Origin of the sequence: Thermogemmata fonticola, assembly GCF_013694095.1 — a bacterium.
Lineage (GTDB): Bacteria > Planctomycetota > Planctomycetia > Gemmatales > Gemmataceae > Thermogemmata > Thermogemmata fonticola.
In genome coordinates, this window is record NZ_JACEFB010000019.1 from 13,204 (window position 1) to 25,603 (window position 12,400).

Genomic DNA, 12,400 nt, shown 5'->3' on the forward strand with positions numbered 1-12,400 from the left:
AGCTCATGATGGCCGTCTGCCAGCCGGCGTGCTCCCTGGTTTATGACAGGAGTGTGGGATCAACCTTTGCGAGGCGCGGGCGGGTTGCCTTCCTCGCCGAGTGCTCGAGTCGTTGGTTTGGGAGGGCCATCTTTGGGTTTCGGCGGGGGATTGCCTTCTTCACCCAAGGCCAAGGTGGTACGGGGTGGATTCCCTTCTTCGCCCAAGGCTTTGGTAGTGGGTCGGCCAGGATCTTTGGGTTTCGGCGGGGGATTGCCTTCCTCACCCAAGGCCAGGGTGGTACGGGGTGGGTTGCCTTCCTCGCCGAGGGCTAGAGTCGTGGGCTTGGGTTCCGGTTGGGGGTCCGTCGGGTTGGGTTTCGGCGGTGGGTTCCCTTCTTCCTTGAGGGCTAAGGTGGTGGGAGCAGGTGCTGGTTCCTGCTGGCCCGGCGGATGAGCGGGAGGTGGAACCGCATTGCCAGCCAACGGTAATGCCAACATTCCGGCGGACGCCGCCAATAGGCGCTGGAGCCAATCCCGCCGGCTCACGGTTCCCTCAACGGGTCGATTCTCGCCGTTCGCCCCATCCTGACCTTCGCTTGGGGGAAGGATGATCCCATCAAACGGATGACGCATAGGCACTCCTCCTCGAACCTTCGTCGTTTTTCAGGGGTGATAGCAACGGCCCCTGTTGCTGCTCGCTGTCCGCCTCGTTCCCGCGAGTGTGGCCTCCCTGGATTTGGAGTAAATATCCAGGATTTCCCAGGGAAACCCCCAGTAGCAATGTTATGACGAACGACTCCCGGTGGCAGATTGGCCAATTCGTTCCCGTTGTTACAAAAGGGAACGCCGAGATTGGTTTCTTAAGTGAACCAATCATATTTAGAGTATGTCCTGATGCACGAGAGGGGAAGCGTAGTTTCCGCAGGCAGGGGCAGCTAGTCATCCCCGTGGAACTGAAGCTTGCGGACCAGCGCCGCTGAATTCAGATTGGATGCGGAGGGAAGTGCGGAACGCCCTCTGGTGATAAGGCCAGTAATCCAAACGTTGGGTTGGCGAAGTGGAAGAGTTCGCCTTGACAGGTTGAGGGTTTTTCCCTGATGCTGGGACACCCTGGGTAGGGCGGGGAAGAGCCGGGAGTGAAACCCGAGCTGCAGAGACGGACAGCGCTGCAAACAGCAGACCCAGCCCGGTAGCTCTTGGGCCAACGACTTCGGTCGGTGATGATCGTGGCGAACGACTTCGTTCGGTAACGGGAGAGAGAGCGAAGGTTCGCCTCAGGGGGTCTGAAACTTTCCTTCTCGGCTCAGGGTACACCTTGGCAAGCCGCCCGGTGTGGGGTGTCTGGCTATCCCCGGCGGACTTCTGGCTTGTGGGTCTCTATCAGGAAAGGAACCCGGACCATGCTGCGTATCTTTTCTCCTCACAGGTTATGCTTGCTCTTTGGCGTCCTTGGACTGATGGCTGGTCTGCCCTTGGCCGCCCATGCTGCGGAACCGGACAAGCTCTTGCCTCAGGAATCAGAGATTGTCATCCAGATCAATTTCAAGCAGATTCTGGAATCGGACCTGTTCAAAAAGTATGCCCTGGAGCAGCTTAAACAGGTGATGCAAAATCAGGATGCCAAGAAAATCCTGGATGAATTGGGGCTAGACCCTCTCAAGGACATTCACCGGATCATCGTCGCAGGAGAAATGAAAGGGCGCGATGACAGCCGCTATTTGATGATCGGTTACGGCAGCTTTGATCCTGAAAAGTTGTTTGCTACAGCGGAGGCTTACTCCAAAAAGAATCCGGATCGCTTCAGCCTGATTCGGGAAGGGGAGACGGTGATGTTCAAGTTCCAGCCGGACAATGGGCAGTTGCCCGTCTACACCACCGTGCTGGACGACAAAACAGTGATCGCCGGTTCGGATAAGAAGATCATTCTCGATGCCGTGAACGTATCTAAGTCGGGTAGAAAGCCCAAATCAGCAATCAAACCAGAGTTGGCTGCTCTGATCAAAAAGATGGATGAGAAAGCATCTATGTATGTGTGTGCTCTGGTCAAAGGGAAGTTTGACGATGTCAACATTCCCCAAGGGGCGCCGGTGGACCTCAGCAAGTTCCAGGATTTGCTCCCCAAGATGGAGACCATGAGCATGACCTTGCGTATCGGCAAGGACGTCAAGATGGAAATCAGCATGGGGATGAACAACGAGGACAGCGCTGACGACATGAGCAAGGCTGTCAAGAATCTGCTCAACGATGTCAAGCCGCTGTTGCAATTGGCCACGGCAGCGGACCCCCGGACCAAGCCGCTGACGGACGTGGTCAATTCCATCAAGGTGAATACCAAGAGCAAAGAAGTTACTCTGACCGGCGAAATCAGCGAAGCCAACATCCAGCGGATGATCAAGCCGGAGGACGACGGCGGACGGTAAGGCTAGCTCGCATCGGGTATTTACCCCTGAAGGAAAAAGGGCGGAGGGCCATTCTTCGCTTCCGCTCTTGATTCGTCTACGATAGATAGACCGTATCTGCTGGGACAACGCGCTTCCACTTGCAGGGGCAGGGAGTAACCTGTCCCTGTTTGATTTGGGATTGATAGTGCGCGGAGTGGAGTGATTCAGGGAGCCAAGGGTGGGAGTAGGTGAGGCGGAAGACCCAGCGTGGTGGAAGAGCGTGAGGAGTGTCAAGGGGGTAGGGATTCCGGGTGGCGGGCTTTGCGGAGGCGGTAGTATTTCCAGCCGGGGAGGAAAAACGAAAGGGCGGAGACAAAGCCAAAGAGAAGAACGCTGACCTGGGGAAGGAGGGTCATAGCGATGGCGGCGGCGAAATTGAGGGCGGCCCAGAGGTAGAAGCGGCCCGAGAGAATACCGGCTTTCATAATCAGAATCATACCCGCGGCGACGGCGACTGCTGGAGAGAGAGTGAGGGGCGGCCAGCCGCCGACCCATTCGATGACAAACATGGCGATGCTGGCACAGACGCCGGCCGCCCAAGCGTGGGCAATCTGCCGCTCGACAAACAGGACTGGTCCGGCCGCCTTGCGCAATTGCCACAAGACGGTGGCCCAGGTCACCAAGCCCACCGACCACCATCCCAGATACCACACGTGGTGGTGCCAGCCGCTCCAGGCCATCAGTTGCGTCACCAGGCACAGCAGCAGGATCATGAGGCTGTGCCACATCCAGAGCCGACCCCAGTTTTCCAGCACTTCGACATGATGGGTTTCGCGGAAAAAGCGTGCCAGGAAGTAACGCAGGCCGCTGGGGGCAGCGTGGAGAGGGGCGCCGCTGAGATAGGCTTCCAGGTCGGCAGCCAAAGCGGCGGCAGTGGGATAGCGTAACTCCGGCGGCTTCTGAAGGCACTTCAAACAAATCAGCTCCAGTTCTCGATCGACGGTCGGATTGAGGTCACGCGGAGGGACCGGCTCCTGTTCCAGCACCAGCAGCAAAGTGTCTACCGGATGGGAAGCCTGGAAGGGCGGCCGCCCGGTGAGCAGTTCGTAGAGGATGGCGCCGAGGGAGTAAACATCCGCGGCGGCGGTCAGTTCCTTACGCCCCGCCGCTTGTTCCGGGGCCATGTACGACGGTGTGCCCAGTACCATGCCGGTCCGTGTCAGGGATTCATCGGCGTCGATCCGTTTGGCTAGCCCGAAATCGGTGATCTTGGGGTGCCAGTGATCCAGTTCCCGCGGATCGAAGGACACTTCCGGAGAAGGAGCGGGAGGAGTGGCGAGCAAAATGTTCGAGGGTTTCAAATCCCGGTGCAGGACGTTTTGGTCATGGGCATGTTGCACAGCGCGTGCTACGGTGGCCAACAAGCGAGCGGCTGCATGGGGCGGAGCCGGGCCATAACGGCGGAGCCATTCCGCTAAGGTTATCCCTTCCAGATATTCCATGCATAGATAGGCTCGCCTTCCCACGAGACCCACTTCGTACAGGGTCACAATGTGGGGGTGTTGCAGGCGGGCCACCGCCTCGGCTTCCATCTGGAAGCGGGATTGTTCCGTGACGCTGGAGCTGCCTTCATCGGTCAGCATCTTCAGAGCGACAAGCCGGGATAGGCTCTTCTGCCGGGCCAGATAGACCACGCCCATCCCGCCCCGCCCCAGAACTCGGAGCAGTTCATAATCCCCAAAGGAACGAGGAAACGTTTCCTGCGTCTCTGACTCTGCGTCGGACGGAAATATCTCCGCGAGACTGGCCTTGTCCTGCCACAATTGTGTATTTGGGGGTGGTACCTGCGGGGTGGAGGAGAGAGAAGAGGGCGGGTATGGTCGGGAGACTGGCGGGTCCAGCGGAGGGGTGGAGAGACGCGAGTAGCAGTTCGCCACTTGAGCGACGGCCCAGAGTTGCTCCAATTCGCTTGCTAGCTCCGGGTGCCGGCGAGCCAAAGCCTGGACATCCGCAGTTTGACCTACCCGCGCCGCTGCGTGGAGCTGTTCGAGCAACTGGGCCAATAGTTCATCGCGCTCGGAGCTATCCATTCGAGGATGCATCCCGCTTGGTCCCGCTCTTCCTTGTGTCGCTTTTCCCCGTGGCCTCCCTTTATCATCCTTCACCATTATGGTAGTGGTTATGGGAGGGGGGATTGGTCCGGTTTTGCGTCGGCGTCAGATCAAGGCAGGGTGTCCGACGCTGGGTCAGGGCAGGGTTTCCTCCGGAGCCGAGATAGAATCCTGGAGAGCGGCTAGCTGTTCGGCGTAGTCTCGCAGGGCAGCTTGGGCCGCCGACGAGAACTCCGACGCTCCTTCGATGTCGAACCGCATGACACCGAACGGTTCCCGCGGATCGATGTAAACCCGCAGGTCCAGCCAGCGGCCTTGCAGCTCGTAGGTCAGCCAGCCGGCTTGGAGTGGTTCATAACGGCCTTCCGGAGGACCGACGAGGACAGTGGTGTCGGGACGCTCCGGAGTGACCAGGCGGCTGACTTGCCGGACAGTTTCCTTGAGTTGTTCGGCGACCAGGGGTGGAGGCGGGGCCAACTCCCAATCACGCTCTTCCAGCCGGTAGTAAGGAACAACTCCATCCAAGGTGTAACGTAACTCCAGGCGGCTTGCTCCGTCTTGCAAGGCGGTCAGAATCAATACATGTAAGTAGCGGTGAGCAGATGGTTCCGCCAGTAACTGCTCGGCTGAAACATAGCGGAGCATGTTGAAACCTCAGTAAGTTTGCGGGGGATGGGGTGAAGTTGCCAGCGGCTTGCCCCGATCCTTCATGGGCCTGGATTTGCTGGTCCCAGGGAAAGCAGAAGGCGGCATTACCCTAGAGGTCAGCATCCCCCCTTTCAAGATTGGGGCAGTCTTTCAACGTTCTGGGGGTAGGCTCCATTGAGCCGGGGAGTTTGGGGGAGTATGCAAAGTGATGCGCAGGGGAGTTTTCCGCTGGGAGCGGTCGATCACGAAGGCTAAGGTGACTGGTCCCTGCGCGAGCTTCAAATCCGTGACACTTTGCAGAGCGATCGGTTGACCCTGGACGAACAAGGTCAGGCCGGTGGTGTCGTTGCAGCGGAGATGGAGGTGCCCGGGGCTGGTGATCAACAGGTGGGTGCGGACGACACTTTGCGGGGCGCTCTTGTTCCAGACGGTGAATGTGGGCACTTCTTGCAGAGGCAAATCTCCTTGAACCAAGGTATAGAGCGTGGTCCAGCTCAAGCGGGACTGGGGTAGTGCGGCGATGGCGACCCGTTCGCGCCGCAATTGCTGCAAATTCGCAGGTGTGGCTTCTAGCACTTCCCACGTTCGGATGACCGGTTCGATCGAGGGGGCATAGGGTGTGCCGACCTTGCCTAACTGGGCCAGAAACGCGACTAGATCGAGCAATTCCTGTTGGCTGAGGGAGTCCACGAGTCCTTCCGGCATGAGGGAAGGAGCGGGCGTCCGTTCGAGGATGTCCGCCAGAGGTAGGGAGAGGATTTTGTCTTCTGGGGTCCGCAGGAAAAGCCGCCCTTCTGCCTGGCGGACGGGGATGCCCAAATAGACCTTTTCATCGGCTGTCACGATCCGTTGGGCGTGATACCCTTCCTTGACCGCTTTGTTGGGAATCAGCAAAGATTCGACCAGATAATCGACAGGGGCGCTGGCTCCGATACTGGACAGATCGGGGCCTACCTTTCCTCCGGCGCCAGCAATCGCATGGCAGGAGAAGCACTGTAACTCCTTGAGTCGGAAGATACGCTCGCCTTGGGCGGGGTTTCCCTGCCGGCTTGCAGCAGCGGCAAGAGCTTGGATTTGTTCGGGGGTTGGAGCAGGGCGGGGCTGATCCAGCCCTCCCGCACGCCGCAACGCTTCGCGCAGGGAAGGCAAGTCTTGGCCGGAGTTCCGGATAGCTTGCAGGCCGAGACGGGCGGCCTCGGGGGAAATTTTCGCTCCTTTCAACGCTTGGAGCAAAGCGGCGGGACCGCTGCGGCGCTGGAGAAAGGCAGTAAAGCCTCCGATTAGTTCCGGCGGCGGAGAGGTAAGTTGGCAAAGGGGAATTGCCCGTTGGGCGGCGGCTTGGAGGTCCAATTGCGACAAGGCGATGACAGCGTGGATGCGGATGGCGGGGGATGAACCGTGCTCGGCGATCCGTTCCAAGTCCTGCTTGGCTTGCGGATCGGCGAAGGCGGCGAGGGCCGTGAAAACGGCGGGCAGGGTTGCTGGGGAAGGCGGCCTCTCAGGGGCAGAACTGGGGAGGGAGGGTCGGTGGGCCGGTTCCACGGCCGCCATAGCCCAGGCGCGCAAAGTGGAACGCAGAGCCTGGACCCGCCAGTGCCCCACGAGGCGGTACACCGCAGGTTCCTCTTCACCCAGGGGTAACAGAGCTTGGAGCAACCGCGCGGCCTCCGCGGGAGCCGGAATTTTGCGGGAGAGCACGCTTTCCTCCACTTGGCGCATGAGGCGGGCGGCCCGCTCCCAGGATTCCCCGGATGACCTTTGGCCCGGCGGAGTCGAAATCAGCCCGGCGGCGACCTCCAATGCCCGCTGCACATCCTCTGCTTCTCCGATACCGATCAGGAGCAGCAGGAGTTCATCCGCTTGGCGCGGATCGAGAGACTCGCGGCGGAGCAGTTGCCGCAAGGGGGTAAGGACTTCTCGGCTTCCGACAGCTTGCAGGGCAAAACTCAGGTGGGCGGTTCGGCCGGCGAAGGTCAAGCGTCCGGCTTGGAAGGCGGGGAGCCAGGAAGGAGCCAATTCGCGGACGGTCAGCCAGAGGGCGTAATCAAGCACGGGGTCCATCGGCTGGTCCAGCGCGAGCAGGGCAATTTCCACAGCCTGGGGATCGGCTAGGCGAGACAAGGCGCGGATCGCTTCCAGACGGACGCGGGGGGACTCATCCGTCACAGCACGACGGAGCCGTTGTAACTGCTCGGCCAGCGGTGCGGTGCTCTCCCCTGCGATTCGCACCGCAGCGGCTCGGATTGCGGGCAGCGGGGAAGACAAGGCTCGCAACAACGTTTGCTCGGCCAGGCGGCGCTCCGCCTCCGTCCATCTGCCTTGAGCGTTCGCGGAAGGGGAGGTGCGGAACGCCCCGAGTCCCTGATAAAGCCACAGACATTCCAGAAGTTGCTGGGGGTACTCAGGGGCTTTGGGGTCGAGGCGGCGGACGTGTTCGCTCAGAGCAGGTAGAACGGCTTCCGCGCCGCGCTCGAAAAGAACACGGCGGGCTTGGTCGCGCGTCCACTGTTCCGGGTCGGATAGCCGTTGCAACAGGGCCGCGTTTGAGGCGGAGACCAGTTCGGGCCGGGGGACTAAGGGCCGGTTGGCCACCGTGACACGCCAGATGCGACCGTGGGTTTTGTCCCGGCGCGGATCGCGGAAATCCACCTCGCCATGTTGGATGATCGGGTTATACCAGTCGGCAATGTAGAGGGCGCCATCCGGTCCCATTTTGACATCCACAGGCCGAAAGGCGGGATGGCTGCTTTTGATCACTTCCGGCATCTCACGGCTGGCAAAAGTCGAGCCATTGTCAGAAACTTTGAACCGGCAGACCCGGTGGCCGCGGAAGTCGCAGGTAATGAGGTCGCCCTGCCAGTCGTCCGGGAAGTGCCGGCCGCTGATGATCTCCAAGCCGCAATGTTTTGGACTGCCCGGATTGAGGCCATGCAAGATACGCTGGGCATGGGGGCCTTGGGCGGTGGGATAATAGGCGCCGGGGATGCCGTGGGTGATCCCTTCCCCGTTGGCACCGTCCGTAAGGAACGATTGGCCGTAACGGTCGAATGCATGGCCCCAAGGGTTGATGAAGCCGCGCAGAAAGACTTCCAATTCACCCGTAGGGGGGCGGAAGCGCCAAGCACCGCCAGCATTGAGACGCTGGACGCCGTAGGGCGTCTCCACGTGCGAGTGGATGTAAATCGATTGGTGGAAAAAGAGACTGCCGTCCGGTCCCCAGCGGAAGGTGTGCAGAATATGGTGGGTGTCCTCCGTACCAAAGCCTGACAGCAGGACGCGGACGCGATCCGCTTTTCCCCCCGGCTTTGACGCGGAAAGATGGACCAACTCGGTGCTGTTAGCGACATAGGCCCCGCCGTCGCCTGGCAGAACCCCCGTAGGGATCAGCAATTTGTCGGCAAAAACGGTCGTTTTGTCAGCCCGGCCATCGCCGTTGGTGTCTTCCAAAATGATGATTTTGTCGTTGGCGGCTTCACCCGGTCGGAGTTGTGGATAGGTTTCGCTGGTGGCTACCCACAGCCGGCCTTGTGGATCGAAGTTCATCTGGATGGGCTTGGCCAGCATCGGGTCCGCGGCAAAAAGCTGGACTTCCAGTCCCGGCGGGAGGACGAAGGTCCGGCGCTCCAGCTCCGGGTCAGGGTCCGGTACCTGGGCGTTGGCTTGGGCCCAGACTGCTCCTGGCGACAGAATACCTGCGACGATGAAGCTGCTGATCCAAACGATGCGAAATCGGTACATTGTCATGGCGATGTCATCCAGCGGTATCATCCAATCGTAGCACCTCATCGAGGGGATAGAGGGCCGGTGTGCCAGTATTTCTAGCAAAGCCAGTGTGCCAGTATCTCCAGCAAAGGCAGAAGGTTCAGGGGCGTGCCAATTGCTGGCGAAGCTGGTCGATGCGGGTCTCGGCTTGTTCGATGAGCGGGTCGAACGCCGCTACCTCTTTGGCATTCTTGCCTTGCTCGTGCTTGCGGAAGCCGAAGAGGTAGGTTTCGTTCTGGGGGCGCCAGCGGTGGAAGAACAGCGTGTTTTTTGCGACGATGGCCTCACGGAGGGGTTCGCAGCGTTCGGGGGAATGTTGAGCCGGCGTTATGCCGAGAGCAGACAGGAACCAGGAGGCGGTGAGACGGTAACCGGTGGCGGTTAGATGCAGGCCATACTCGCTGACCGGTTCAGGGACATCAGAAAGTCGGGCGGCAGCAGCCTCCGCTTGCTCCAGGAGAGGATACAGATCCGCGCATACTAGACCTCGCCGGGCTGCAACCGCCTGAACGACTTGCCCGTAGCGGCGGCGGTGCGCGTTGATGGCAGTCGGATCAAACCCGGCAAAAGGCCGCTGAGCCTGGGGTGTCAGTAGCACCATTCGCGCTCCAGACGGCTGCAAGGCATCCAGCAGCTTTTCCAATCCTTTCTCGAAGTCGGCGAGTCCCGCCTCACCGGCGTAGGCTTCATTCCCGCCGTAGTGGAGCAGAATGACGGTCGGCTGTAACGCCAACGTTTGGTCTACGATTTGGCGGAGGCGGTAAGTCGGATTGGCGAACTCGAAGCGGCCTCGCGATTCGCCGGTGACCGTATCCCCGCTCCATCCCAGATTGCGGACCCGCAGTCGCAAGTGACTATGGGCTGCCACCAAGGCCGTTTCCCAATAACCCCAGCGCTGCTCCCGCTCGATGAGCGTCCCGCCCAAAAGTACGATGCGATCACCGTCTTTGAGACGTAGCCTCTTACCCTCCGGCTTCTCGCTGCTGGCAGCAGAAACCTTCGCAGCCTGAAGAAGCGGAGAAGCGACAGCAGGTCCTGCCACAGACGGCCAGGATAGGTTCCCAGCAGTACCACTCTGCATCGCCGCGATGCTGAAAGCCAGGAGAGCGATGAGTATACAAGCTCCGGTGATACGCCTACGCATGATCCGGTCTCTCCGCTAGGACCAGGGAGGCGGCTCTTCGATGAGCAAGTGCCCCGCGGTTGGCCTGTGCAGTCCTATTATGCGTCAACCTGGCAGGGGATGCCACCCTGCACGGACCGCTATTTCTCGAAGAGAGCGGCGACAAAAGCTTCCGGATCGAACGGCTCCAGATCATCAAGTTGCTCGCCGACTCCGACAAACTTGACTGGTAATCCCAATTTTTGCTTGATAGTGAAGATCGCGCCGCCTTTGGCTGTGCCATCCAGTTTGGTCAGTATGATGCCGGTGCAGTGGACGGATTTAGAGAATTGCTCGGCCTGAGCCAGGGCGTTCTGCCCCGTCGTGGCATCGAGCACCAGTAACACTTCATGGGGGGCACCCGGAATCTGCCGGGCGACGACGTTATGGATTTTTTCCAGTTCTTTCATCAGGTGAGTCTGGGTGTGAAGCCGGCCAGCAGTATCGACGATCAGGACATCGTAACCGCGGGCTTTGGCGCGCTCACAGGCATCGAACGCCACAGCGGCAGGGTTCGCTCCCTGTTGTTGCTTGACGATGTCGCAACCGAGGCGTTGAGCCCAGACTGTCAGTTGTTCCACGGCAGCAGCCCGGAAGGTGTCACAGGCAGCTAAAAGCACTTTCTTTCCTTGATCTTGCAGATATTTAGCCAGCTTGGCGATGGAGGTGGTCTTGCCCGAACCATTCACACCCGCGATCAGGATGACCGTGGGTCGAGTGGCGGACCAGCGAATCCCCCGATCCTCGTTCCCCAGAAGTTCCCGCAACTGCTGCTGGACGAAGGCTTCGACCTCTCCGGTGATCTCCTTGTCCCGGAAGGCCTGCCGCACGCGCTCCACGATCTGAGTGGTTGCCTGAGTTCCCACATCAGCTAAATACAAGCGTTTTTCCAGTTCATCGAGAAAAGCCTGATCGACCTTCCCCTTGCCCCGGAGCAGGTCGAAGACTCCGGCGAATACGCCTTTGGTCTTGGCCAATCCGGACCGGATTTTCTGCGAGAGCCAGCGTAACATGAATGCCCTTCCGCCTGAGGCGATGATCTTAAAATCCCGGAAAACGAAAGCGGTGCCACCTCTCCCATCGGCGATCCTATTAGCGATGACGGCAGCATTCCTCCATCCGGGACATCTGTATCAATTTCCGTCTCGACTCACCACTGTACAAACCGCTTCCTTCCTCGTTTCCTTCATTCCCCATTGTACTCCCTGGATCCGATTGCACTCTCTGATCCGCTCGTACTCCCCGGACCCTATTGTACTCTCGGCGGGATGTCTCATGATGGCAGAGCGTCGATAGCTGTGAGGCGAGGCGGGGTGTGGCTCAGGGGACCAAGAGAAGAGATTGGGGGAGAAGTGAGGGGAGAAGCCGACCGGTTGTACGAATGGCCGAGGTTGGATGGACGGCGGACTGGCATGATCCGGCGAGTGGACCGGCGGCGGTCAGGGGGAAAGAAACTCTTCCGTATAGAGGGCGATGGCGGTGGCCAGGTCGCGGGCTGTTTGCCGCCATCGTCCCTGTTCTCGCAGGCGCAAGCCGATTTCTACCTGAATGGCATCGATGCCGTAATCGGTGTGGCTGCCATAGGTGGCGACGATGTACCCTCCCTGATAGTTGGAGATTTCGCGCGTTTTCACGTCGGCGAGGCAGTCCGGCAGGATTTTGTATCCTTGTCGTTGCAGATAGCCGAAGAGGCCATGTTTGCCGACCAGGGCAGCCCAACCGTGGCAGTCGAGGAGCCGCCGCACTGTCCGGCCATTGAGGGTGCCGCGGCAGATGGCTTCGGGGTATTCGCCTTGGCCGTGGATGTCCAGAAGTAGTCCGCAATGCCAGCGCCGTCGCACTTGCTGGCACGCCGCCGCTACGGAACGATGATAGTATTCATAGACAACCTTGGCGCTGCGGGACTCGTAAGCCCGTTCAGCGGGCCGATTCACATCGAGGAACTTGCGGTCAAAGCGGGCCAGAATGAGCCAGGGCTTACCGCGGAGTTGCCGTTCCAGCTCGATGACGCAGGCCGCCGCGAGTTCTGCAGTCCAAGCGTCCCGCACAGTTTGGAAGTCGGACAAACCGCGCCCTTGCCGTTCCACAGCTTGAGGAATCGGCAAGGTGCCGCCATGGGGCACGGACAGAATGATGGGCAAGGTCCCGTGTTCTACGGTGACCAGTTCGCGAAGCGTTTCTGGAGGCAGAGGTGGTTCCGCGGGGTCTGGCTGGAAATGAGCGAAAGCGGTAGACGGAACCCTATTCTCCGAGCTGACGAGATTATGGAACGGAGCATCTCCGCGGGAAATGAGAGGAGGAACCATCAGAGCCAGGGTCAGAGCGCGTATACCAGCAATGCGCACAGGCAAAGCT

At 60.0% G+C, this 12,400-nt stretch carries 8 protein-coding genes; 1 reads left to right on the forward strand and 7 read right to left on the reverse strand.

The window, feature by feature from the left end; all coding sequences use genetic code 11:
- Positions 1-59 precede the first annotated feature (59 nt).
- Positions 60-614, reverse strand: coding sequence for a hypothetical protein (locus H0921_RS16555; protein ID WP_194539640.1), 555 nt, complete (start codon positions 612-614; stop codon positions 60-62).
- A 767-nt stretch (positions 615-1,381) separates the two neighbouring features.
- Here H0921_RS16555 and H0921_RS16560 point away from each other — a divergent pair.
- Positions 1,382-2,401 (forward strand): hypothetical protein, encoded by a 1,020-nt coding sequence (locus H0921_RS16560; protein WP_194539641.1) that lies wholly within the window; start codon positions 1,382-1,384, stop codon positions 2,399-2,401.
- 251 nt (positions 2,402-2,652) lie between these two features.
- Here the strand turns inward: H0921_RS16560 and H0921_RS16565 are convergent, their stop codons facing one another.
- The 6 genes from H0921_RS16565 to H0921_RS16590 all read right to left on the reverse strand — a co-directional run bounded on the left by H0921_RS16565 (position 2,653) and on the right by H0921_RS16590 (position 12,390).
- On the reverse strand, positions 2,653-4,452 hold the full coding sequence (locus H0921_RS16565; protein WP_228499989.1) for a serine/threonine-protein kinase: 1,800 nt from the start codon (positions 4,450-4,452) through the stop codon (positions 2,653-2,655).
- 156 nt (positions 4,453-4,608) lie between these two features.
- A complete protein-coding gene (locus tag H0921_RS16570; RefSeq protein ID WP_194539643.1) occupies positions 4,609-5,118 on the reverse strand; it encodes a hypothetical protein in 510 nt (169 codons plus the stop codon).
- 153 nt (positions 5,119-5,271) lie between these two features.
- A complete protein-coding gene (locus H0921_RS16575; protein ID WP_228499992.1) occupies positions 5,272-8,865 on the reverse strand; it encodes a PVC-type heme-binding CxxCH protein in 3,594 nt (1,197 codons plus the stop codon).
- A gap of 118 nt (positions 8,866-8,983) precedes the next feature.
- Complete coding sequence (locus H0921_RS16580; protein ID WP_194539644.1) at positions 8,984-10,027, reverse strand: GDSL-type esterase/lipase family protein; 1,044 nt, start codon at positions 10,025-10,027, stop codon at positions 8,984-8,986.
- A 119-nt stretch (positions 10,028-10,146) separates the two neighbouring features.
- Positions 10,147-11,058 carry a signal recognition particle-docking protein FtsY gene (gene ftsY, locus H0921_RS16585; protein ID WP_194539645.1) on the reverse strand — a complete coding sequence of 304 codons (912 nt, stop codon included), beginning with the start codon at positions 11,056-11,058 and terminating at the stop codon, positions 10,147-10,149.
- A 426-nt stretch (positions 11,059-11,484) separates the two neighbouring features.
- Positions 11,485-12,390: an N-formylglutamate amidohydrolase gene (locus tag H0921_RS16590; RefSeq protein ID WP_194539646.1), complete on the reverse strand. Its 906-nt coding sequence runs from the start codon at positions 12,388-12,390 to the stop codon at positions 11,485-11,487.
- Positions 12,391-12,400: the final 10 nt, after the last annotated feature.